This window comes from Mesorhizobium sp. M0088 (assembly GCF_040322895.1).
Lineage (GTDB): Bacteria > Pseudomonadota > Alphaproteobacteria > Rhizobiales > Rhizobiaceae > Mesorhizobium.
On the sequence record NZ_JAMYUI010000014.1, the window covers coordinates 45856 to 68201 of the forward strand.

At 61.7% G+C, this 22346-nt stretch carries 19 protein-coding genes; 10 read left to right on the forward strand and 9 right to left on the reverse strand.

Features of this window, described 5'->3' with window-relative positions:
• The first annotated feature begins 71 nt into the window (after nt 1-71).
• Nucleotides 72-998: an ABC transporter ATP-binding protein gene (locus NKJ67_RS17945; RefSeq protein WP_127268578.1), complete on the forward strand. Its 927-nt coding sequence runs from the start codon at nt 72-74 to the stop codon at nt 996-998.
• Nucleotides 995-1756, forward strand: coding sequence for an ABC transporter permease (locus NKJ67_RS17950; RefSeq protein WP_127268577.1), 762 nt, complete (start codon nt 995-997; stop codon nt 1754-1756). The genes NKJ67_RS17945 and NKJ67_RS17950 overlap by 4 nt, the downstream gene beginning before the upstream one ends.
• Before the next feature lie 192 nt (nt 1757-1948).
• On the opposite strand, the gene NKJ67_RS17955 is transcribed toward NKJ67_RS17950, so the two are convergent.
• The gene (locus NKJ67_RS17955; RefSeq protein WP_352582116.1) at nt 1949-2986 is read right to left on the reverse strand and encodes a phosphatidylglycerol lysyltransferase domain-containing protein; all 1038 of its coding nucleotides are present in this window, start codon (nt 2984-2986) and stop codon (nt 1949-1951) included.
• 352 nt (nt 2987-3338) lie between these two features.
• Between NKJ67_RS17955 and NKJ67_RS17960 the strand changes: the two genes are divergently transcribed.
• Nucleotides 3339-4529 (forward strand): flavin-containing monooxygenase, encoded by a 1191-nt coding sequence (locus NKJ67_RS17960; RefSeq protein WP_352582118.1) that lies wholly within the window; start codon nt 3339-3341, stop codon nt 4527-4529.
• Here the strand turns inward: NKJ67_RS17960 and NKJ67_RS17965 are convergent.
• Nucleotides 4521-4745 (reverse strand): hypothetical protein, encoded by a 225-nt coding sequence (locus NKJ67_RS17965; protein WP_013528677.1) that lies wholly within the window; start codon nt 4743-4745, stop codon nt 4521-4523. The two genes, NKJ67_RS17960 and NKJ67_RS17965, sit on opposite strands and share 9 nt — an antisense overlap.
• Nucleotides 4746-4884: 139 nt before the next feature.
• Nucleotides 4885-6888 carry a PhoX family protein gene (locus tag NKJ67_RS17970; RefSeq protein WP_256748336.1) on the reverse strand — a complete coding sequence of 668 codons (2004 nt, stop codon included), beginning with the start codon at nt 6886-6888 and terminating at the stop codon, nt 4885-4887.
• 560 nt (nt 6889-7448) lie between these two features.
• Between NKJ67_RS17970 and NKJ67_RS17975 the strand changes: the two genes are divergently transcribed.
• Nucleotides 7449-7919: a hypothetical protein gene (locus NKJ67_RS17975; protein ID WP_352582307.1), complete on the forward strand. Its 471-nt coding sequence runs from the start codon at nt 7449-7451 to the stop codon at nt 7917-7919.
• A gap of 280 nt (nt 7920-8199) precedes the next feature.
• On the opposite strand, the gene NKJ67_RS17980 is transcribed toward NKJ67_RS17975, so the two are convergent.
• Both NKJ67_RS17980 and NKJ67_RS17985 read right to left on the reverse strand, forming a co-directional pair.
• A complete protein-coding gene (locus NKJ67_RS17980) occupies nt 8200-8859 on the reverse strand; it encodes a response regulator (protein WP_023813468.1) in 660 nt (219 codons plus the stop codon).
• Nucleotides 8856-10250, reverse strand: coding sequence for a sensor histidine kinase (locus tag NKJ67_RS17985; RefSeq protein ID WP_127331926.1), 1395 nt, complete (start codon nt 10248-10250; stop codon nt 8856-8858). The genes NKJ67_RS17980 and NKJ67_RS17985 overlap by 4 nt, the downstream gene beginning before the upstream one ends.
• A 172-nt stretch (nt 10251-10422) precedes the next feature.
• On the opposite strand from NKJ67_RS17985, the gene NKJ67_RS17990 reads away from it, so the two are divergent.
• The 4 genes from NKJ67_RS17990 to NKJ67_RS18005 all read left to right on the forward strand — a co-directional run bounded on the left by NKJ67_RS17990 (nt 10423) and on the right by NKJ67_RS18005 (nt 13833).
• Nucleotides 10423-10764, forward strand: coding sequence for a hypothetical protein (locus tag NKJ67_RS17990; RefSeq protein WP_013528672.1), 342 nt, complete (start codon nt 10423-10425; stop codon nt 10762-10764).
• Nucleotides 10765-10778: 14 nt separating this feature from the next.
• Nucleotides 10779-11498 carry a phosphatase PAP2 family protein gene (locus tag NKJ67_RS17995; protein WP_352582121.1) on the forward strand — a complete coding sequence of 240 codons (720 nt, stop codon included), beginning with the start codon at nt 10779-10781 and terminating at the stop codon, nt 11496-11498.
• Between the two features lie 253 nt (nt 11499-11751).
• Complete coding sequence (locus NKJ67_RS18000; protein ID WP_127320695.1) at nt 11752-12030, forward strand: helix-turn-helix domain-containing protein; 279 nt, start codon at nt 11752-11754, stop codon at nt 12028-12030.
• 69 nt (nt 12031-12099) lie between these two features.
• Nucleotides 12100-13833 carry a SulP family inorganic anion transporter gene (locus tag NKJ67_RS18005; protein WP_352582123.1) on the forward strand — a complete coding sequence of 578 codons (1734 nt, stop codon included), beginning with the start codon at nt 12100-12102 and terminating at the stop codon, nt 13831-13833.
• A gap of 43 nt (nt 13834-13876) precedes the next feature.
• Here NKJ67_RS18005 and NKJ67_RS18010 read toward each other — a convergent pair whose 3' ends face one another.
• Entirely contained in the window at nt 13877-14599 is a 723-nt protein-coding gene (locus NKJ67_RS18010) for a class I SAM-dependent methyltransferase (RefSeq protein WP_352582125.1), read from the reverse strand.
• 312 nt (nt 14600-14911) lie between these two features.
• On the opposite strand from NKJ67_RS18010, the gene NKJ67_RS18015 reads away from it, so the two are divergent.
• Complete coding sequence (locus NKJ67_RS18015) at nt 14912-16813, forward strand: sulfotransferase family protein (protein ID WP_352582127.1); 1902 nt, start codon at nt 14912-14914, stop codon at nt 16811-16813.
• Between the two features lie 135 nt (nt 16814-16948).
• On the opposite strand, the gene NKJ67_RS18020 is transcribed toward NKJ67_RS18015, so the two are convergent.
• Genes NKJ67_RS18020 through NKJ67_RS18030 form a run of 3 tightly spaced genes read right to left on the reverse strand, consistent with a single transcriptional unit; the run spans nt 16949 to nt 21427 of the window.
• The gene (locus NKJ67_RS18020; protein ID WP_352582129.1) at nt 16949-17719 is read right to left on the reverse strand and encodes a glycosyltransferase family 2 protein; all 771 of its coding nucleotides are present in this window, start codon (nt 17717-17719) and stop codon (nt 16949-16951) included.
• Between the two features lie 52 nt (nt 17720-17771).
• Nucleotides 17772-18686, reverse strand: coding sequence for a UbiA family prenyltransferase (locus tag NKJ67_RS18025; RefSeq protein WP_352582131.1), 915 nt, complete (start codon nt 18684-18686; stop codon nt 17772-17774).
• Nucleotides 18683-21427, reverse strand: coding sequence for a hypothetical protein (locus tag NKJ67_RS18030; RefSeq protein WP_352582133.1), 2745 nt, complete (start codon nt 21425-21427; stop codon nt 18683-18685). The genes NKJ67_RS18025 and NKJ67_RS18030 overlap by 4 nt, the downstream gene beginning before the upstream one ends.
• A 126-nt stretch (nt 21428-21553) precedes the next feature.
• Here NKJ67_RS18030 and NKJ67_RS18035 point away from each other — a divergent pair, with 126 nt between their 5' ends.
• Nucleotides 21554-22342: a sulfotransferase family protein gene (locus NKJ67_RS18035; RefSeq protein WP_352582135.1), complete on the forward strand. Its 789-nt coding sequence runs from the start codon at nt 21554-21556 to the stop codon at nt 22340-22342.
• Nucleotides 22343-22346 lie beyond the last annotated feature (4 nt).

Genomic DNA, 22346 nt, shown 5'->3' on the forward strand with positions numbered 1-22346 from the left:
TTGACTTGCGGTTGCAAGCACCGACATTCGGCCTATATCAGGGGACCTCTTTCAAGCAGCCGTTTTCATCCATGCCTTCCATCCTGTCCATTTCCGGGGTCTCCAAGACCTACGCCACCGGTTTCACCGCGCTCAAGGAAGTCAATCTCGACATTCAGCGCGGCGAGATCTTCGCGCTGCTTGGACCCAATGGCGCCGGCAAGACGACCCTGATCTCGATCGTCTGCGGCATCGTCAACCGTTCGTCGGGCACCGTCACCGTCGACGGCCACGACATCAACAAGGATTATCGCGCCGCGCGCGGTCTGATCGGGCTGGTGCCGCAGGAACTGACCATCGACGCCTTCGAGAGCGTCTGGGCGACGGTCAATTACAGCCGTGGCCTGTTCGGCAAGCCGGCCAACCCCGGCTTTGTCGAGAAGGTGCTGCGCGACCTGTCGCTGTGGGACAAGAAGGACGCCAAGGCGATCACCCTGTCGGGCGGCATGAAGCGCCGGCTGATGATCGCCAAGGCGCTGTCGCATGAGCCGCGCATCCTGTTCCTCGACGAGCCGACCGCCGGCGTTGACGTCGAGCTGCGCCAGGACATGTGGGCGATGGTGCGCCGGCTGCGCGAGGACGGCGTCACCATCATCCTCACCACGCATTATATCGAGGAAGCCGAGGCGATGGCCGACCGGGTCGGCGTCATCAACCGCGGCGAGATCATCCTGGTCGAGAACAAGGCCGAACTGATGCGCAAGCTCGGCCGCAAGCGGCTGGTGCTGGAACTGCGCAATCCGCTGACGGCCATTCCCGAGGCGCTCTCGCGCTATGCGCTGGAGTTGTCGCCCGATGGCGGGCAGCTGACCTACACCTATGACAATCAGGCCGAGCGGCCCGGCGTCGCCTCGTTGATGCGCGATCTCGAGGCCGGCGGCATCCAGTTCCGCGATATCGACACGCAAAACTCTTCGCTCGAGGAGATCTTCGTCAATCTGGTGAGGAGGGAGCCATGAACCTTCGCGCCGTATGGGCGATCTATCGGATGGAAATGGCGCGTGCTTTCCGCACCGTGCTGCAGAGCATCGTCTCGCCGGTCATCTCGACATCGCTGTATTTCGTCGTCTTCGGCTCGGCCATCGGCTCGCGCATCACCGAGATCGACGGCATCAGTTACGGCGCCTTCATCGTGCCGGGTCTGATCATGCTGTCGCTGTTGACGCAGTCGATCTCCAACGCCTCCTTTGCCATCTATTTCCCGAAATTCGTCGGCTCGATCTACGAGCTTCTGTCGGCGCCGGTCTCCTATCTGGAGATCGTCATCGCCTATGTCGGCGGCGCCGCGACCAAGTCGATCCTTCTCGGTCTGATCATCCTGGCCACCGCCTCGCTGTTCGTGCCGCTGACCATCCTGCATCCGTTCTGGATGCTCGCCTTCCTGGTGCTGACGGCGGTGACCTTCAGCCTGTTCGGCTTCATCATCGGCATCTGGGCGAAGAGTTTCGAGCAGCTGCAGCTGGTGCCGCTGTTGATCATTACGCCGCTGACCTTCCTCGGCGGCAGCTTCTATTCGATCAACATGCTGCCCGAGATCTGGCGCACGGTGACGCTGTTCAATCCGGTCGTCTATCTGATCAGCGGCTTCCGCTGGAGCTTCTACGGCAAATCCGATGTCTCGGTCGGTATCAGCCTCGGCATGACGATCGTCTTTCTGCTGATCTGCATAGCGATCGTCGCCTGGATATTCAGGACCGGCTACCGGCTCAGGAACTGAGCGGCGAAAGCGCCCTGAGCGCCGCTAGGTCTGTTGAGATTCAGGTCAGGCCGAGTCGAAAATGGTGGATTCCGAGAACCGGAGCGGAGCGTACTTTTTGTACGTGAGCTCAGTTCTACTGCGTGGCAGTAGAACTAGGGAAGCGCAGGAAGCCGCCATTTGCAGGCCGGCCTCACCTGAATATCGCCAGACCTAGATCGCCTTGATCAGCCGCAGCAGCCCCAGCATCTCGACATACGTTCCCTGGCGGAAGGCGATGTAGACCGGCTCCTCGACGCCGTGGAAGCGGCGCTTGAACGCCGCCTGGCCCTGCAGGTTGAACCTGCGGCGATTGACCCAGGGCGAAGAATAGGCGCGCTGGAAGGCATTGCGCCAGAAATCGCTTTCGGCAAATCCGCTCGGGCCCACATCGACGAGCGGCGACAGGCCGAGCGTGACCACCGAGATGCCCTCTTCGCGAAAACGGTCGACGGCGAACTTGGTCAGGCCGATCTCGGCATGCGGTGAGGCGTCGAGATGCTTGCGCTTGAAGGCGGTGGTGTAGCCGATGACCTTGCCGTCGGCAAACAACGGGTCGAAGTCGAGCAAAGCGACCAGTTCGCCATCGGGACCGTGCAGGACGAAACGGCGCATGTCGGTGCCGAGATGGTCGGCGAAATGGCGGTTGAGAAAACCCATCTCCCAGCGCTTGACGATGCGGTCGCCGCGCCAGTTTTCCGAAAGCCGGGCGATCTCGTCGAGGTAGATCGTGCGCTTGTCCTCTTCGAACGAAAAGCCTTTCTTCAGCAGCCAGCGTTCGGAGTAGCGCACGGTCTCGTTGCGCTTCCCGGAAAAATCATGCTCGGGCAGGGCGAGGCGGGTGTCGATGCCGAGGCGATTGACCTTGTAGCCAAGGCCGGCCAGCACGCGTGCGGTGTCCTCGCCGACCTGCACGAACCATGGGCTGCCGGCGGTCTCGACGAAACGCTTGATGTAATCGGCCCGACGCACCGGAGCCGCCACCGGGTCGCCGAGCGCGAAATGGTGCTTCATCTTGGTACCGAAGGCGATGTAGCCGTCGGCATCGCCGAAATAGGAAAGCTTGCCTTGCACGGCGGTGGAATAGGCGAGCGAGAAGTCGCCATAGCGGCGCACCAGTGCCAGGCGTTCGATATGGGTCAGCGCCTGCCGCTCGACCTCGGGCGCGGCGGCCTCAAGGATCTTGTCGAAATAGAACCGCAAGGAGGGCATGGTCGAGATTCCGCGTGCCGCCTACAGCGCCGGCCGTCCAGGACGCGCCAAGGTGCTGTAACACTTTGATTCTGCGCATGACTCGAAAATCGGACTCGATTTCGGGCATGCGCGTGGGGGATAACCGAGACCCGCCAGCCACCCAAGGCCTCGAATCAATCACATTGCCGCGACCTGATTACCGTTGATATCGCGCATATGCCATATAGAGCGCAACCGCGGCCCGGCGTGTGGCGCTAAATCGCATCGCTCGAAATTCGGCCGCGGTTTGCTGCAGGGGATCCTGCGCGCGATCAAACGGTTACAGCGTCCTGCGAGCCTTGCGGCGGGACGGCCAATGGGATTCGAGTGAATGACTGATACGACAATCAGATCGGTTGCGGATCTGCCGGCCACGGTCGAGCCGGCAATCGTCGTCGGCGCCGGTGCTGCCGGGCTGGCCGCCGCGCATGCCTTGATGAACGCCGGCGTGCCGACGGCGATCCTGGAAAAGGAAAGCCGGCTGGCCGAGCCCTGGCACCGGCGCCACCAGCAATTGCATCTCAACACCCATCGCGATCTTTCTTCGCTGCCTGGTCTCGCCTTTCCCCCTGGCACGCCCGCCTTTCCGCAAAGAATGGTCGTCATCCGCCACATGAACGATTTCCAGAAGGAGAACCGGCTGCCGGTGCAGTTTGGCGTCGCGGTCGAAGAGATCACCTTCAAGGGCGATCACTGGGCATTGCGCACCAGCGCCGGACCGCGCTTGGCCCGCAATGTCGTCATCGCCACCGGCCGCGACAGGCAGCCGTTCACCCCCGAATGGAAAGGCATGAAGGATTTCGTCGGGCGCATCATCCATTCGGCGGATTTTGGTGACGCGCAAGCCTATGCGGGCAAAAAAGTGCTGGTCGTCGGCGCCGGCAATTCGGGCTTCGATGCGCTCAATCATCTGGCCGGCATAGACACGGCCGCCATCTGGCTGTCGGCCCGCAACGGTCCCGCCCTGCTGCCCAAGCGCATCTGCAAGATCGCCGTGCACCGGCTTTCGCCGATCATGGCGCGCTTGCCGTTGCGGCTCGCCGATGCGGTGATGGCGGCAACGCAGCGGCTGGTTTTCGGCGACCTGACCAAATTCGGCCTGCCGCCCGCGCCTGCGGGCGGCGCCAGCCGCCTGAGCTCGGATTACACCGCGATCGCGGCCGACGACGGCGCCGTCGGCGCCATCAAGGCCGGCAAGATCACCGTCGTGCCGGGCATACGGGAATTCACCCGCGATGGCGTGATCCTGGCCAATGGCAGCCTGATCCATCCCGATATCGTCATTGCCGCGACAGGCTACCGCACCGGGCTGGAGCCCATGATCGGCAAGCTCGGCGTGCTCGACGCCAAGGGCGTTCCGCTCTTCAACGGTGGCGAAGCCGATCCAAAATTGCCCGGTCTGTGGTTCACCGGCATGCGGCCAAGCATTCGCGGCTGCTTCGCCAATGCCGGCATCCTGGCCAAGGCGATCGCCAAACGAATTGCAAGGTCGGCCTCGCACCAATCCAGCGCATCACGCTGATTTCGGTTCCAGCCGCCGGAAACCGACGGCTTCCATCAGCATGTCTTCTTCCACCATGCCGGCATTGTGCAAGGCGAGCAGGTTAAGCGCGATTTCCCGCGCGTCGGCGGAATCGGGATGTGCCTCGCGCCGCCGGCAGGCCTCGTCGAACACGCGCTGCAGCTTGGCGATATCGGCTGGCTTGAGCAAGCCACGGTCATAGACGGACTTCGACATGGCGATCTCCTGATAAAGACCTAGAGCGCCATGTTTAAATTGCCAATCTTTCCCGAGGCTTGACGGATTTCACGCAAAAAAGGGAGGGACTTCGGGTCGCCGAAGTCCCTCCCTTGAGATTGCAAACGAGTACCTGATATCAGACCGCGATCTTGCCGCCGCCCTGTTTGGTGATGGCGACGACCGACGGCCGCACCGGCATGTCGGGCTTGAAGTCGGGCCAGCGCGTCGACAGGTCCTCATAGTAGGACGGGCGCCCGAACGCTTCCCAGTCCTCTCCGCCGTCGCCCGGATGCTGGACGGCGACGAAGGCGGTCTGGTCGTCGGGCGCAAACAGCGGACCGCACATTTCGGCGCCGATCGGCACGCGGAAGAACAGTTTCGAGGTCGCCCGCGCGGCCCCCTCCGTGTCCACCGCCCATAAGCCATCGGTGCGGCCGGTGGCTTTCGGACCCTGGCCGTCGGTCGCGACCCAGAGACGCCCGGCCGAATCGACCGCGCAATTGTCGGGCATGCCGAACCAGCCATTGGCCGTCGTTGCCGTCGAGAAGGTGGCACCGACATCGGCAACCGAGGGATCGCCGCATTTCAGCAGCACTTCCCACTTGCCCTTGGCGGCCGTGAAATCACCGCCGTCCTCGGCGATCTCGATGATGTGGCCGAAGGCGTTTTCGGCGCGCGGGTTGGCGGCGTCGACCTGGTCGGCCTTGCGCTTCGAATTGTTGGTCAGCATGACATAGACCTTGCCGTTGACGCCATTGGGCTGAATGTCTTCCGGGCGGTCCATCTTGGTGGCGCCGAGCAGGTCGGCGGCGCGGCGCGTCTCGATCAGCACGTCGGCCTGGCCAGTGAAACCGTTTTCAGCCGTCAGCGGCCCCTGGCCGAACACGATCGGCAGCCATTCGACCGTGCCGTCTTCGGCGAACCTGGCGACATGCAGCGTGCCATCGTCGAGCAGGTCCTTGTTGGCGGCACGGTCGTTCGGATTGAACGCGGCCCTGGTCACGAACTTGTAGACATAGTCGAAGCGCTCGTCGTCACCGAGATAGAAGACGACGCGGCCGTCCTTGGCGACGATCGATTCGGCGCCCTCATGCTTGAAGCGGCCCATGGCGGTGCGCTTCCTCGGCGTCGAGGTCGGGTCGTTGACATCGACCTCGACGATCCAGCCGAAGCGGTTGGCTTCGTTGGGTTCCTTGGCGAGGTCGAAACGCTCGTAATGCGCCGCCCATTCATAGGCGCCTTCGGGAATGCCGAGACGCTTGTAGTTCGCGGCTTCCTTGTGGTCTTCCGGCAGCTCGCCGGAAAAATAGCCATGGATGTTCTCCTCGGCCATCACATAGGTGCCCCAGGGCGTGACGCCGCCGGCGCAATTGTTGACGGTGCCGAAAACCTTGGTGCCGGACGGATCGGCTTTGGTCTTGACGCGGTCATGGCCGGCGACGGGGCCGGACAGCGCCATTTCGGTGTTGGCGGTGATGCGGCGATTGAGCTTGCCGTCGCGCACCACCTGCCATTTGCCACCGTCCTTGCGGATCTCGACGATGGTGCCGCCATGGGCGGCCATCTCGACATCGACCTGCTCCTTCGAGAGGGGTGCGACTTCGGCCGACTTCTTGCCGTCCTTTTCGACGATCTTCACGATGCCCGGGAACATCAGATGCGGATTGGTGTATTCGTGGTTGACCACCAGCAGGCCATGTTCGGCCGAGCCGTCGATCGGAATGTAGCCGACATAGTCATTGTTGTAGCCGAACTGTTTCGCCTGGGCCTCGGCCGACTGTTTCGTCGGGTCGAAGTCGGGCGAATCGGCAAAAAGCGGATCGCCCCAGCGCAGCAGGACATCGGCATCGTACCCCGGCGCGACATGGTGCTTGTCGTCGATGCCGGCCTCGAGTTCGTCGAACGCGAAGACCGAGCCTTCCGCTGCCCGGGCCTCGTCGGCGCTGATCAGCGCCAGCGGGCTGACGGTGGCGGCGATGGCCGAGACGGCCAGCGAGCCCTTGAGGAAGCCGCGGCGCGAGAACCGCGCGGCGATGATCTCGCCCATGGTGCGGTTGTCGGAGGCGTTGATGGCCGGGCCGTCGTTTTCCTCGAGCAGGCTGGTGCGGAATCGGGTGTCGGGGGAGCGAAGGTCAGTCATGGTGGCTTGCCTCTGGCTGTTGGGTGGCTGGAGCGTGGGGTACCTGTTTGACCCCCCTTATAATCGCCGGGTCACATTTTCGTGACATCGGGAGACCTTTCAGACGCGACAGGCAGTACGCGCAGCGCTGGCTCAGCCTTCCCGAAGGTTGTGAACTGCTCCGGAATCGTCTTTTCGAGAGGAAGGAGACCTTCGGCGGCATGTTTCGCCGGGCATCCTGCAACGGCGCATGACGTCAGTCTTGCAAACGGATCAACGGACAAAGCCGGCTCGACAAAGTCACCTCCGCCGCCCCCGGCGGAGGTGACTTGATGTTCGGCGTCTGCCGTCGTCAGGCGTAGGGAAAGCGAGTCTCCCATTTAGCGATGGCGGTCGCGGCGCCGTTCATGCGAAGCTAATGTAGCATACGCTTGGGACTTTAGTCCAATCTTGCGCTTGCAATGGTCCTAGTTGACAACCGCAACGGTCGGAGGTCGCTTCCGGGCGCCGCGTCTTTCGGCAATGTTGTTGCACTGCAACGTTGGGGTGGAGCGCGCCGGGCTCAGTCGTCGGAGATCAAAATGCACAGATCGGTCACGACCCGTTGTTGCCGGCTGGCGCTCAAATCGGCAGCGGCGCTGGCGTTGACGATTGCTCCCTACCAAATTGTCCTGGACGGCTCCGTTCCCGGCATTCACACCGCCAGCGCATACGCCAAGGGTGGCGGTAACAGCGGTGGTGGCGGCGGCAACGGCGGCAATTCCGGCGGCGGCAATGGAGGGAACAGCGGCGGGAATAGCGGGAATGGCAACAGCGGCAATAGCGGCAACAGCGGCAAATCGGGATCCAATCAGGGTAAGAGCGGAAGCCATGTCAATGCAAAGACCGGTGACAAGATCGACGTGACCGGTAACAAGATCACGGTCCGGCATCCCGACGGCATAACGGAAAAGCTCGAGAACGGACGTTTCAGCATGAAGGACGCGCTCGGTCGCACGATCATCGACCGCCAGGCCACGCCGGCCGATGCCGATCGTCTCAAGGCCTTGTGAAGCTGGCCAACAGGCAACGGTCAGCTTTGCACGTCACCTCCGCCGCCCCCCGGCGGAGGTGACATCGTTTTGGCGGTGCCACGCCGGTCCCGAGGCGCGACGCGCTTTGCGCGGTCCGCACCTTGCGGAGGCACGCAACCGTTCAATTATTGTTTTTCGCAATCCGGATGATTTCAGGTCGAAGCGGCCTGAAAACTGAATCCGCCTCTAAATCAAAGAGATAGAGCATGATGTCTTCCGAAAACCGCTTCACACCTTTCGGCATCATGCTCTCGTTGCTCTAGGAAGGCCTGTCGCGGTCGCGCAACTCACGCATCATCAAGGCCGCTTCGGTGCGGTTTCGCACATTGAGCTTCGACAGCACCCCGGTCATGTGATGCTTGACGGTCTTCTCCTGCAGCTCAAGCCGCAAGGCGACTTCCTTGTTGCTCAGCCCCTCCGCCACCAGCCGCAGGATTTCCGTCTGCCGATCGGTGAGCTGCCGCAGCCGTTCCGCAATGCCGTCGGTCGGCTGCTGGGACTGGAGATCCGAAAGCAGCCGGGCCGACAGCGTCGGCGACAGATAGCTTTCGCCGGCTGCAACATTGCGCAGGATGTCGGCGAGCCCGCGCGACCCGACGCCTTTGAGGACATAGCCATTCACCCCTGCGTTCAGCGCCTTTGTCACATCGGCGTTGGCCTCCGAAACGGTCAGCATGACGATCTTCTGGGCCGGATGGCTGGCGAGGATGCTTGCGACGGCGGTCAGCCCGCCGCCCGGCATGGAGATATCGAGCAGCAAGATGTCGGGCCGCACCGTCGTGGCGAGGCGTTCGGCATCCTGCGCCGTGGCGCCCTCGCCAACCATCTCGAAGCCTCCGATCTCCGACAGGCTGCGCGTCACACCTTCGCGAAAGAGGGGGTGATCGTCGACAATGGCGATGCGAATGGTCCCAGTCATGCTTGCTCCTCGACCGATAGACGGATCACCAAACGCGTACCTTGCGGCCCGGTCAAGGTTTCGAACTGTCCGCCAATGCTTTCGACCCGCTCCCTGAGGCCGGCGAGGCCGAGACCCTCGACCCGTGCCGCCGGATCGAAACCGGGCCCGCCGTCCGACACTTCGACAAAAAGCCGGCCACCTTTCATCCCCGCACTCACCGCCTGATCCTTGCCCAACCCGTGGCGATAGGCATTGTTCAGCCCTTCCTGGACGAAACGATAGATGCTGATCTTCTCGGAGGCGCCGGGCTCCGGCAACTGCCCGGTCAGCGTCAGCGTCACCGACGTTCCCGTCCTCTGCTCGTGTTCCTTGACCGCCAGCCGCAGAATGTCGGTTGCGGCAGCCGTCTCGATCTGCGGCAAAACAAGGCCGGTGCAGATGCCGCGTATTTCGCGCATCGCGTCCTCCAGTGTCTTGCGGATCATTGCGACCTCGGTCGAACGGCTTACGCTCGAATGGCCATCGCTGGAAAAAATAGGGCTGTCCATGCGCAGCGCCGCCAGTGCCACGAGTTGGGCCGGGCCGTCATGGAGGTCGGCGCCGATCCGGCGCAGATATCTTTCGTTGAGCGCGGTGGCGCGGCGGGACGCCCGTTGCACGCGCAGCCGCAAGGCACTGTTTTGCGCCACCAGACCCTGCAGCTCCGAGACCTGGCGGCGCAGTGCCCCACGCTGATCGTCGATGGTGCGGCTGCCGCGCAGGACGATGCCCGACAGGAGCAGGAATGCCGCGAGCGTCGCGCCGGCCACGATCAGCCAGCTCGACCACAGGGCGGACGCCAGGGTGGCCTGGAAATCGTCGGCGATCTCATAAAACTCGGTGACCGCCACCACCTCGCCGGACCAGGGCTCGCGCACGGGATTGTAGATCTCCAGCAATGGCAAGCCGGTAGCCTTCTCCTCGCGTTCATCATCATCGAATGTATTGAATTCAGCGACGACATTGCCTTCGAAGGCGGAACGCAGATTGTCGCTCGGACCGAAGCGGCGGCCGATCAGGGACGCCTCCTTAGCGTAGAGAACCGTGCCGTCGCGGCGCCAGAGCACGAACGATTGGAGGCGCTTGCCGAGCGCGCCCTGGCCAAGCGTCTCGTCCAGCGCCTGCTTGACGGACTCGCTGAGCTCCTGGTCCTTGCGCAAGTCGGGAAGCAGCGGCGCAATCACGCTGTCGACATAGAGCGCCGTCGTGGCGGCCGAATTGCGGATGACGCCGTCCCGGATCTGCGCCGTCACCCAGGTGCCCACCACCAACATGACGGCCAGCAGGCCAAAGCCGCCGGCAACGACGAATTGCAGGGCAAGGGAAAGCTCGCTCCAGCGCCGCATCAGGTTTTGAAAACTGCGAATCATGAGCCCCTGACCGCCCTTCGAACCGACAGATTGGGCGATGTTAGTACTTTGAGCTTCCGGCTTGCCATTGCCAAGGGCTTCGTTTGGTCGAGGTCGCTTGACGTCCCGGCGCGCTTGGGAAACAACGTCCGCGACGCATGCGGCGGGAGCCGCTTCGAGAGGGGGCGAAACGTTGAGTTTTTCGGGATTGCTGCAGCTCGGCTTTTCGACGGTCATTTTCCTGCTGGCGGCGACAGCCGCCAAGCAATGGGGCCTTGCGCCGAGCCTTGGCAAGATCGCGCTGACGCTGGCGCTCTATTCGCTGGGCAATCTGATCATGCTGCGGCTGATCCGCGAATTCGGCATGTCGGTGTCGTTCAGCCTTTCCGCCGTCATCCAGCTGGTCTCCGTGAACGTCGTGGCGCTGGTCTTCTTCGGCGAGCGCGTCAATGCGCTGCAGGCGACCGGCATCATGCTGGCGATCGCAGCGGTGGCGCTGATCACGCTCGGACCCTATCTGCAAGGCCGGCTGTAACGGGCGAATTGCCGATGAAGAACGCCGCGAACGCTTTGCTCAACCGGGTCGAATTCCCGGTGCTGCTGGCCGGCCTGGTCATCGCCGCCGGCCTGTGGGGATTCGAGGAGCTGATGGAGATGGCGCGCGCCACCACGCCGCACGCCTTCGACACCGAAATCCTGCTCGCCTTCCGCCAGGCGGGGCGCCCTGACAGCCCGATCGGCCCGCTGTGGCTGCAAGGGGCGATGCGCGACATCACAAGCCTTGGCAGCGGCAGCGTGTTGGTGCTGATCGTGACGGCGGTAATCGTCTATCTCCTGCTTATCCGCAGGCCGGCGACCGCCCTTTTCATCTTCGTGGCGGTGGCCGGCGGTCAGGTGCTGTCGAGCCTGCTGAAAGCCGGCATCGACCGGCCGCGCCCCGAACTCGTCTCGCATCTCGTCAACGAAACGACGCTGTCTTTTCCGAGCGGCCACGCCATGCTGTCGGCCGTGACCTATCTGACGCTCGGCGCGCTGGCGGCACGCTTCCTGCCCGGTCGAACGACGAAGATCTATGTGCTGTCGCTGGCGGTGCTGACGACGCTGCTGGTCGGCATCAGCCGCATCTATCTTGGCGTCCACTGGCCATCGGATGTGCTTGCCGGCTGGTGCGCCGGCTTCGTCTGGGCGATGCTGTGCTGGCTCGCTGCCCGGGCGTGGCAGCGATGGCGCGGGCAGCGCCTGAACGGCGACAGCGAGACTGGAGACTAGATCAGCCGGTTGATTAGCCCGTGCCCGCAGCCCACCGACAGCAAGGCCGCCCAGGTCATGAAGGTCTTGAAGATATTCAACCGCGTTACCCCCTGCCTAGATGGACACCTAGCGCGCAATCCCGGGAAGTATCTGAAAAAATGATCAGTCAATACGCCGCGCCTTACGCCTCAGACCTTCATACTAATGCTTGAAACATCACAATAATGGTATTATACCTTATTCCTGCAGACTCAGACGGGGATTCCGGCCGATGATCACTGCCGCGCAGATGCGCGCCGCAAGGGCGCTGGCCGGCATCGATCAGAAGACGCTCGCCGAGCGCGCCGGCGTTTCGCTTCCAACCATCCAGCGCATGGAGGCGAGCGATGGCGTGGTCAGGGGCGTGGTCGACACGCTGATGAAGGTCATCCAGGCTCTCGACGAGGCCGGGGTGGAGCTGATCGGCGAGAACCAGACCAGCGAGCGCGGCGGCCGGGGCGTGCGCCTCAAGCCTGCCGTGCCGCGGGATCCCAAGGCTGAGCCGGCATAAAGTCGCGACGGCGACCGCCGACAGCCCTGCCGACGATCCCGCCGCCTTTCAGGGTGCGAAAGGCAGTCCATGGATCAGACGCAGCGGGCAGTGCATCAACCGGCCCACAGGTCGGCCCATAGGCCGGTAAAACCGACATTTTCCGAATTGTTCACGCCGAAGCTGGTGACGGTCTGGCGCGAGGGCTACACGTTCGCCGACTTCAAGGCGGACGCCATTGCCGGGCTGACGGTCGCCATCGTCGCGCTGCCCTTGTCGATGGCGATCGCCATCGCCTCGGGCGTGACGCCCGAGCGCGGCCTCTACACCTCGATCGTCGGCGGCTTCATCATTTCGGCGCTCGGCGGCAGCCGCTTCCAGATCGGTGGTCCGGCCGGCGCCTTCATCGTGCTGGTGGCCGCGACGGTTGCCCGGGTCGGCATCGATGGACTGCTGTTGGCAACGATGATGGCAGGGGTCTTCCTGCTCGCCATCGGCTATCTCCGCCTCGGCACCTACATCAAGTTCATTCCCTATCCGGTGACGGTCGGCTTCACCGCCGGCATCGCCGTCATCATCTTTTCAGGACAGATCGTCGAACTGTTCGGGCTGAAGCTTGCCGGCAGGGAGCCGGGACCGCTGGTGCCGAAGTTGATCGCGGTCGGTGAGGCGGCCGGCACCATCAATCTTGCGGCGACCTTCGTGGCGGTGTTGACCATCTTCACCATCGCCGGCCTGAAGCGCTGGCGGCCGACATGGCCTGCCATGCTCATCGCCATCGGCCTGGCATCGCTGGTCGTGGCGCTTCTCTCGCTGCCCGCGGAGACGATCGGCACTCGCTTTGGCGGCATCCCGCGTAGCCTGCAAATGCCCGCTCTGCCGCCGATCAGCCTGGGCAGGATGATTGACGTGCTGCCGGATGCCATTGCCTTTGCCCTGCTCGGCGCGATCGAATCGCTGCTGTCGGCGGTGGTCGCCGACGGGATGACGGGCCGGCGGCATCGTTCCAACTGCGAACTGGTGGCGCAAGGCTTCGCCAACATCGCGTCCGCCCTGTTCGGCGGCATCTGCGCCACCGGCACCATCGCCCGCACCGCGACCAATGTGCGGGCCGGCGCCCACGGACCGGTTTCCGGCATTGTCCACTCAGCCATCCTGCTCGCTTTGATGCTGGTGGCGGCGCCGCTCGCCAGCTACATCCCGCTCGCCGCCCTGGCTGGCGTGCTGGCGGTCGTGTGCTGGAACATGTTCGAGAAGCAGGCCTTCGCCACCTTGCTGCGCGCCTCGCGCGGCGATGCGCTGGTGCTGATGGCGACCTTTCTGCTCGTCATCTTCCGCGATCTCACCGAAGGCATCGTCGTCGGCTTTGTGCTGGGCTCGATCCTGTTCATCGACCGCATGGCCAAGTCGATTGCGGTCGAGGCCGATCAGCCGCTGGTGCAGGAGGATGTCGCCGACAGCGCCAACGCCTACGATGCCAGCGAGGCGACCGACGCCGACACCGTGGTCTACCGCATCTCCGGCGCCTTCTTCTTCGGCGCCGCTTCGACCGTCGGCACCGTGCTCGACCGCATCGCCGACCAGCGCAAAAACTTCATCCTCGACTGCTCGGCCGTACCGTTCTTCGATTCGACGGCGGCCAACGTCATCGAGGGCGCCGCCCACAAGGCCAGGCGCGCCGGCGTCCGCTTCATCATATCAGGCGCCGCGCCGCAGATCCGGCGCATGCTGATCAACCACGGCGTGAAGCGTCCGCTGGTGACTTATGCAGCGTCGATCGAGGAGGCGCGGGCGCAGTTGAAAGGCAAGATCGAGGTGCGGTAGGGGTCACGGCAGGATGCGCTGATCCATATTGGCCGTCAATCAGTCAGCCTGGCAGCAGCCCATAGGCATAGGCCATCTTTTCCGTCTCTGCCGTGCTGCTTTGCGAGGCGTCCACAAGGATGCGTGTGCCCCAACTGTCGATGCGATCAATCTTAAAGCCAACGTCGCGCACCATGGCAAAGAGACAATCCCTATTGGGCACCCAGAAATTGGTGATGTCGCCGGCAAGGGAAGCCGCTTCGTAGTATTGCGCGACCGCGACGCCAGGCATCAGGGCGGGCGCAAATTCCGTTTCAACCAGCAGGCGACCCTGACACAGTCCGGCAACGATGTTCAGCGCGCGCACCATGTCGGGCAAATGATAGAGAACGCCCAGAAAAAGCACGATGTCGAACGCGCCAATGTCTGATGCAGGGATATCGTACAGGTTCATTTGGCGATAATCGAAGTCCAAAGCAGTCAGCTGCTCCATGGCTCCGAAACCATGGACGTTCTTGGCCCGATAGTCGATGACCGTCACCCGCGCTCCGCGACGCGCCATGTTCATCGAAAAAAAACCGTCCGATGGACCTATGTCTAAAACCTTGAGGGCAGACATATCTTTCGGCAATTGGAGTTTTTCGAGCAGGAATCCTGGGTCATAGGAACCCGGAGTGACCACGCCTGGGAAGACTTCAAACTTGTGGTGCCAATGGGTTACCTCTGCAACGATCGCCCGAGCGCGGTCGCGATCGAGTGACGTCGAAGCTGGTGCTGCAGGGTACATATCTCTAATCTCCAATCAGGTCCTGCCTCACTCAGGAGAAATTTTTGACCCGAGCCTCATATGCCGGCGATGCACGCCAGGCCGCGACTATGCATGCGGGTTCCACCGTTGCCAACAGTGCAACCGATTTCCCCAACAGTCGCGATGGGCGAATGAATACCCCCTTCTGCAACGACCGACTGTTGCCGGAGCGCTTCACCGTTTCACGCCACGGTCCTCATCCGCCTGCTTTGAAACAACTTTGCACGTACTATCGTTTCACACGGCTCCTGGATCTGCCCCAGGCGTTGAGCGCGTTTCCCTGGAGGCGTCATGACCAACAGAACCGCCATAGTTGTTGTCGGTATGCACCGCAGCGGGACGTCTGCGCTGGCGCGGGTGCTCAGTCTTCTCGGAGCAGCCTTGCCACGCAACCTCAATCCCGCGGGATTGGGCAACGAGATCGGCCATTGGGAGCCGGAGGCTGCTGTTCGCCTCAATGACCAGATTCTAAATCTGGCCGAGTCCCCCGTAAACGACGTCCAAGGGCCGGCCGGCGAATGGCTGCAACGGCCTGAGGCTCTCGCCTTCGTCGACAGGCTGGTGGATCTGATTGTCGACGAATATGGCGACGATCCGCTGTTCGTGCTGAAGGATCCCCGAATCGCGCTGCTGTTTCCCTTGTGGCGCGTCGCGCTGGGTAGACTAAAGATAAGGTGCGCCGCTGTCGTCATCTCGCGCAATCCAGTGGAGGTTGCGCTCTCGCTGGCGAAGCGACAGGGCGTGGCAGGTGATTGGCAATCGTGGCCGCTGGAGAGGGGCGGACTTCTGTGGTTGCGCTACAATCTTGCAGCCGAGGAATACACGCGCGGCGTCGATAGGGCGTTCTGCGACTATCCGAAATTGCTCGAGGACTGGAGATCGGTCGTGCGCCGCCTGGGCGATGAACTCAATATCGCATGGCCGAAATCCATCCCGGATGCCGCTTCCGAGATCGACGGTTTTCTTTCGCGCGACCTGCGGCACCATCAAGAGCCCGAAGACTTGGATCACCGCCATGGGGTGTGGTCCGAATGGATCGCGCCGATTTTTTCGGAGTTGCGTGGCGCAACCGAAGGTCGTGGCCCTGACCCGGCCATTTTCGGTGCAGTGAAGCAGTCGTTCAGCGATATCTATACCGATATCTCTACCGGTATTCAGTCTCCTCCGGTTCAGCAGCCACCATCAGGGCGATCTCGTCTGCGCGTCATGCGCCGGTGTAGGGGCAGGCGAAAGATATGTCTTGTCGGCGGCCTGTTTTGGAAGGCTACCCATGGTGACGGCGCGGCGATGGCCGCGGTCGAAGCCGCCATAGCCGACGACACTGAAATTTCCATCGTCGACATCGACGCCTTCACCGATGCAGATGAGACCGCCTTTGCCGCCTTTGCCGAAAGCCATTCCTTCGACATCGAGTATCCCGACGAGGACGACCCGCCAATCGAGCCATCCTTCCTTGCTTCAACGATCCGGTTATTGAGATACGCCCGGGCGCGGCGTTTCGATGCCATTCTCTTTCAGGACCAGAATGCCCTTGGCAGCGCAAGCGCCGTGGCAAAGCAGACCGGGTTGACGCTCGATGGCATTTCTCTTGCCGTTGTTGCCGCGGGGAGCCCCGACTGGATCAGGCAAAAGGATGGTGCGCTTCCATCAACTCTCGTGACGATCGGCATCGAATACCTGGAAAAAATGGCAGTCGAGCGAAATACCGCTCAAGCGATCATTGCCGCAAACAGCAATGCGCTGAAGGGCGAGGTCGGCCGGTATGTACACAGTCTGCGGATAGCCCTCGAGGAGCGATCGAGAGATGCCTCAGAGGCGGCACGTTACGCGACCTCCCTAGAAGGCACGGTGGATCAATTGAGGAAGGCGAATCAGACCGCGGCCGAATACGCCAGAAGTCTCGAACAGTCGCGGATTCAGATCGAGGCGGCCGCTGGCGGCAATGCGCTGGATATGGAGGTCGGCCAGTATGTGCACAGCTTGCAAGCAGCCCTCGAAGCGCGATCGAGAGATGCTGCGGAGGCGGCGCGTTATGCGAACTCACTAGAGGGCACAGTGGCCCTGTTGCGGAAGGCGAACGAGGCCGCGGCCGAATACGCCCGAGGTCTTGAACGGTCGCGAGCTGAAACAGAGGAGTATGCCAAGTCGCTGGAGGCAGAACTAGAAAAAGTCAACCCGACTACACAAAGCTGACGGCGAAGAGCTTAGAACCGGCACATTTGACCAAGCCACCTCATTTATAACCGGCCAGGCATCGGCATTCCGTGCCTGACGCCGCGCTGGTTTTGCCTAGAACACGGCTAGGCATGCTTAACTGCCGTCGGCGGTTTAGGAAAAAAGCCGGAAACGGGCGAGATACCAGATTGCCTTGACACCATCGCGCCATCCGATTTTCTTGCCCTCCTCGTAGGTGCGACCGAAGTAGCTAATGCCCATCTCGTAGATGCGCCAACGGCCTGCAAGCGCGATCTGGGCACTGAGCTGGATTTCACAGCCAAAGTCGTTGCAGGTCAGACGCAGCCGGCTCAACACGTCTCGCGTGAACATCTTGTAGCAGCATTCAATATCGGTAAGTGTCTGGTTGAAGAGCAGATTGAACGCCAGAGAGATGAGGCGATTGGCCAGATAATGATGGAAATAGAGAGAGCGGTGAGGCCGGCCGTAGAAGCGTGAGCCATAAACGACATCAGCAACTTTTCGCCTGACAATGAGGTCATACATAACGGTCCAATCCGCAGAATCGTATTCAAGGTCGGCGTCCTGGATGACAATGACGTCGCCCTTGACTTCTGCCAGCCCGGTCTGCAGCGCGGCGCCTTTTCCGCTATTTCTGTCGTGATAGAACACGCGCACCGCAACTGGGGCACTCGCCTGTCCCTCGGAGAAGACGAGACCTCCTTCGACGCCGACTGTCAGAGTCGTGGCGCAGCGGGACCCGGTTGGAAAATTGGCCTGGAGCCACTCGCGGGTGCCGTCGGAAGAGCCGTCGTCGACGACGATGATCTCCTTCGCCACCTCGGGAAGTGCTGTACTCACCATCGCCAGAACATGTGGCAATGTCGCTGCTTCGTTGAAGACCGGTACGATTACGGAGAGCATGGAACCTCGAGGCCGGCATGTCAGCTGTTGCGGTGGAACCCGACACCGCCGGCTAGGATAGAGCGACCATCAAGATCATGCCGATGCCAATGGTGGCGAAGAGCGCCCGATAGCACCGCTGCAGTCGACGCAGGCTCTCGGACGTCAGGCCGGCCCGCATGGCGCGGCGGGACGCCAACAGATGCAACGGGACGAGCCCAGCGGCATAGACGAGAGCAAACGGAACGAACCCGAGTGCAGCCAGCGCGACTAGGTAGATGTAGGAGGAGATAAAAAGCACCAGGCCGGCGACAAAGCTTTGCGTCTTGCCGAACGCCACGGCGTTCGTGCGTATGCCGTTGATCAGGTCAATCTCGTGGTCCCGCGCCTCATGCGTGAAATGGCCGGCAGTGAATACCAGTCCAAAGAAACAACTCAGGACGACGCCCTGTGCATCGATCGCGCCAAAGGCCGTGTATCCAAGCAGGAAATGCAGGCAACCGCCGACAAAATGCAGGGCCGAGTTGAACAGCGGCGCCGCTTTCAAATGCAAGGCGGGGCTGGAATACAAGGCACTTAGCCCGGCGATCGTTGCTGCGATAAGAAGCGTTCTCGTTTCGACCAGCGCAAGGAGGAGCAGACTGATCACCAGCAACGAGCCGGCGAGATAGCCGGCTTCCGTGCGCGTCAGGCCTTTTGCAGCGAATGTCCGGCCGGCCCGGTCCGGATCCTTGAGATCGCCGAAGATACCTGACCAGTCGTTGAGAACGAACACATGAGCCATCAGGCACAGATTGCCGGCCATCATGATGACCCCGGTGAGCACATGGCTGGCCGACAAGGCTCCAACTGAGAAAACGGCTCCGATGAAAGGCGTGGCCTGCAGGGCCGCGACCTCATCATAACGGATGCAAGAAAGCCAACGCAGCAACAACTGCATCGCCGAGAGGCGACTTCGAGAGGCTGCATCGCCGACGATTTGCGTCACTTGTCACCACATTCCTGTTTCGAGCCGCAGGCAAGCTTCGAATGCATGAGTTCATTCTCGAAATAGAGCCGCAACCAGAGGGCATAGCCGAAATCTTGCGACCAGTAGAATCGTCTTACCGTCGCGCTAAGGTCATTGTGATACAGAAGCGGAGGTGTGTGGCTCAATAAGGAAAAGTCATCGGCCGCAATATCCTTCAGCAACTGGGCCGTGCGTTGATAAGTCTCGGATGAGCCGGCATGGCTTTCCATTTGCCGAAGCGCGCCTGCGGCCCGAACCCAGATGTCCTGGCCGGGAATGTCGGTCTGCAGTCGCGATTGCGGAACCGGCAGCAGGCAGCCGGCTCTTTCCAGGTCCGCCAACCGCAGCATCGGCATGAGGGGCGCATCGGCATAGTAAACCCAGATATCGTCATCGGCCGCCTTCTTCGAGAGGACTTCGCATAGCGACCGCGCGGCGGGTTTGTCCACTTGGTCAAGAAGGAGGAAGATGTGCATCTGGATTGCGGCATCCGCAGGATTAGGGTCGTGCCCCGGGTCGAGGCATTGGTACTTGTCCCTTGTCGCAAGCCAGGTCTGGTAAAGCCCGTCAGCCCGCCTGAATTGCGTGATGGTGGCAAGCGCGGGTTGCAGCAGTTCGCGCTTGTCGCTGGGCGCAACCCGCCACGCCAGGGCTGTGTCGTCCGAATCGGGAGTGATGGCGCAGCCAAGCGTGCCGATCGTGGGCGCATCCGGCCGACCATGATAGCGCACAAGGCCGCTTTCCTCGATCTGTGCAGACAGGAACTGCCGCGCTCCTGCAAGCATGTCTCTCACGCCGGCGGCTTCGGCCACCGGGCTCGCCACGTCAAGCATGACGGCGTTGAGATAGGTATTGAGTTCCAGGCGCGGCTGCTCGAACCGGCTCGCGCTGGTATAGGATGTAAGCCAGTAGCCGCCGGCCTGCTGATCGTTCGCGAGCATCTGCCTGGCGTGCCGCGCCGCGCTGGGCAGATCGCTGACATGCTCAACTGCAACTTTGTCCTCAGGAACAAGGAAAGAGATCTGCTTGAGCAGGCGCGGGTCGCCACCCTGGGTGGCGCGCACCAGAACCGCCAGCAAATGCTCGCCCGGCGTCATATGATCAATCGGGATGGTCACGCGCCAGCCAGCCGGGCTCGATTGCCCCAAAGCCTTCTCTACATCGGCTCTGCCAAAGAAATCCCTGGTTCCACCCAGCTGCCGGCCGTCGATCAGCACACCGACATCGGCTGGAGAGTGATTGTTGGTGAGCGCCCATCCCAGGATCTCGAGCTGTCGGCCTGCTTCGGCGCCGACGGCTTGACCTGCGGGCAAGATGTTAACGGCGTCGATGTTGCCTGTTAAATCGACAACGAGGTCGGCGCGCACATGCGGGTGAGAGAGTTCGGCGATGAAGGCCGCGTTATGAATGTCCCAGGCCGGCCGCATTCTGTCCGGGCCCTGGGTTGAGATAACGGGCATGTCGAAAATGCCAGTGTACCAGAAAGCGCCGATCGCCTGGGTCGAGACCGCCGCCAGCGATGCAAGGCCGAACGCCGCGCGACCGCTGCGCAACAGAGCTGTCACAACCGGCGGGAGCATCCATATCAGCATGGGCAACATATCGGTAAGCCATCGCGGCCCCCACGACATGCCTTGCCGCCAGTCGATCATGGCGTAGAACAACACCTGCACGATCATCGAGCAACCGACTGCCGCCGTTAGACCTCGTCCCGGCTGTTCAGCCGCGATGCGGCGGAAAAAAATCGGGACAAACAGCAAGAACGGGGAGAAGACGAAGAGGCCTCGAGTCGGGCTGAAAAGCAGACCCGCGATACCGCCCATCAAGCTGTCATTTAAATCGCCGACCCCGACATGCACTGCATAAGCACCCGCAATATTGCCGACGAGCATGACATTGTAGGCAAGGGTTAGAGCGACGGGGACCATGCCTGAAAAAACGAGCAGTGCTCTCATGCGGCCAGCCCACCACAGGCCATAGATACCCAAGCCCGCAGCCAGTATGGCATCCGGCTGGCGGTTGGCCGCAATAAGCGCGCAGAGCAGACCGGCGAGCAGGACCCGCCACGGCTTGGCAGGGCCTGTAAGCAAAAGCATTGTGCCTATGACCAGCAACTGCGCCAGGCCGTGCATCCAGAGGGCCTGACTGCTGATGACCCATGTCGTGGTGCCGAATGCATAGAGCAAGCTCAGAATGGCTGCCCACCCTTCATCGGTCCTGCGCCGAAGCAGCAAGTAGAGCAGCCCCACAGAGACCGCCGCTATCGAAGAAGCGCAGAGCTTTTCCATGATGCGGGCGAGCTTGTCCAACAGCAGCGGGTCGGAACCATGTCGGTCCAGATAGATGACAGCCGGCAGATAGAGTGGGGAGAGGACGACGGGAACAACGATGGGAAATTTCGATACGTAATCGCCCCCCCGAACCTTCACGATCCAATGGGCATTGTAAGTCTTGTCCGGCGTTGACGGAGGCTTTCGGCCCTGAGCGACCAGGTCTAGGATCGGGTTCAGGGTCAGGCTGTGATTCTGCCAGATTGAAAAGGGCAGATAGCGCGCTGCGAAGCTGTCCGCTGCCGCGATCGAGCGCATATTCGCGTTGAAGACCAGGAGGGAGAGGAGCCCGAGGAGCAAAGCGATCGCGACATCGCGTGCGCGGATGCGTCGAAAAGCCAGCGTCGACACCATCTGGCTCGGAACGTGGGCGGTCATTGCCACGATCAACGATCTTTCCCGTTCCAAAGCTCATAGTGAGACGTGTAGCGCTCGTACAACGATCGCGTTGCGGCTTCAACCGGACATACAAATATTTAGATCAAACCGGCCTGCCGGCGATTTGGGGGATAAAGATTGCCACTGTTGGAAACGCACACCGCGAGGCGGGTAAATCTGATCGGCATCGGAGCCCCAAGGACCGCCACCAGTAGCCTGGCATGGATGCTGCGGGGTACGGGAAAGGTCTTCGTGCCCGAAGAGAAAGAGATGAATGGCTTCGGCATCGACGCGGATGTAACAGAAAGCGTGTACGACATGCGCTTCTCGGAGGCGACGACTGAGCATCGCTATCTCGCCGACATTTCTCCCGTCTATCTTTCAAGCATCCAGGTGGCGGAGGCGATAAAAGCCTACAATCCGGACGCGAAAATCATCGCAACGCTCAGGGACCCTGTCAGCCGAGTGATTTCACAGTATAGGCACATGAAGGGGAAGATAGATCCGTATTTGGGTCCCGAACTTGAACTCGATATAAATTCCTATATCAGAAAGGGAGTGGCGGATATATACAACAATAAATTGGAGGATAATTCGTGGTATTCCGCAGCAATGAATATAAACCACTCATTTTACGGAAAGCATTTGCAAGCTTACTATCAGAGATTCCCCAAAAACCAGATGCTCGTGCTGGTCTATGAGGACCTAACGCGACGGCGTCCGTTCCACCGGGGTCTCTGGGCGCGGCAATTGCAGCGGTTCCTGGGTGTCAATGTAAACCAGGAGTACCACGACAACCGCGCGGTAGGGTTCGAAACGAAAATCGCTGGCGATATGGCAGTCGATTTGAAAAAGCTGTTCGCGGCAGACGTGTCCACGACCAGCGACCTGATCGGCCGCGATCTGGCCAAGCTATGGGGGTACTAGATCG

What these genes read in the sequence shown, in the direction of transcription:
- NKJ67_RS17970 (WP_256748336.1), bottom strand. Translation starts at nt 6,888, where the DNA reads ATGACTGACCTTCGCTCCCCCGACACCCGATTCCGCACCAGCCTGCTC.
- NKJ67_RS18020 (WP_352582129.1), bottom strand. Translation starts at nt 17,719, where the DNA reads ATGCTCTCCGTAATCGTACCGGTCTTCAACGAAGCAGCGACATTGCCA.
- NKJ67_RS17995 (WP_352582121.1), top strand. Translation starts at nt 10,779, where the DNA reads ATGAAGAACGCCGCGAACGCTTTGCTCAACCGGGTCGAATTCCCGGTG.
- NKJ67_RS17950 (WP_127268577.1), top strand. Translation starts at nt 995, where the DNA reads ATGAACCTTCGCGCCGTATGGGCGATCTATCGGATGGAAATGGCGCGT.
- NKJ67_RS18010 (WP_352582125.1), bottom strand. Translation starts at nt 14,599, where the DNA reads ATGTACCCTGCAGCACCAGCTTCGACGTCACTCGATCGCGACCGCGCT.
- NKJ67_RS18000 (WP_127320695.1), top strand. Translation starts at nt 11,752, where the DNA reads ATGATCACTGCCGCGCAGATGCGCGCCGCAAGGGCGCTGGCCGGCATC.
- NKJ67_RS17955 (WP_352582116.1), bottom strand. Translation starts at nt 2,986, where the DNA reads ATGCCCTCCTTGCGGTTCTATTTCGACAAGATCCTTGAGGCCGCCGCG.
- NKJ67_RS18015 (WP_352582127.1), top strand. Translation starts at nt 14,912, where the DNA reads ATGACCAACAGAACCGCCATAGTTGTTGTCGGTATGCACCGCAGCGGG.
- NKJ67_RS17960 (WP_352582118.1), top strand. Translation starts at nt 3,339, where the DNA reads ATGACTGATACGACAATCAGATCGGTTGCGGATCTGCCGGCCACGGTC.
- NKJ67_RS18005 (WP_352582123.1), top strand. Translation starts at nt 12,100, where the DNA reads ATGGATCAGACGCAGCGGGCAGTGCATCAACCGGCCCACAGGTCGGCC.
- NKJ67_RS17965 (WP_013528677.1), bottom strand. Translation starts at nt 4,745, where the DNA reads ATGTCGAAGTCCGTCTATGACCGTGGCTTGCTCAAGCCAGCCGATATC.
- NKJ67_RS17975 (WP_352582307.1), top strand. Translation starts at nt 7,449, where the DNA reads ATGCACAGATCGGTCACGACCCGTTGTTGCCGGCTGGCGCTCAAATCG.
- NKJ67_RS17945 (WP_127268578.1), top strand. Translation starts at nt 72, where the DNA reads ATGCCTTCCATCCTGTCCATTTCCGGGGTCTCCAAGACCTACGCCACC.
- NKJ67_RS17980 (WP_023813468.1), bottom strand. Translation starts at nt 8,859, where the DNA reads ATGACTGGGACCATTCGCATCGCCATTGTCGACGATCACCCCCTCTTT.
- NKJ67_RS17985 (WP_127331926.1), bottom strand. Translation starts at nt 10,250, where the DNA reads ATGATTCGCAGTTTTCAAAACCTGATGCGGCGCTGGAGCGAGCTTTCC.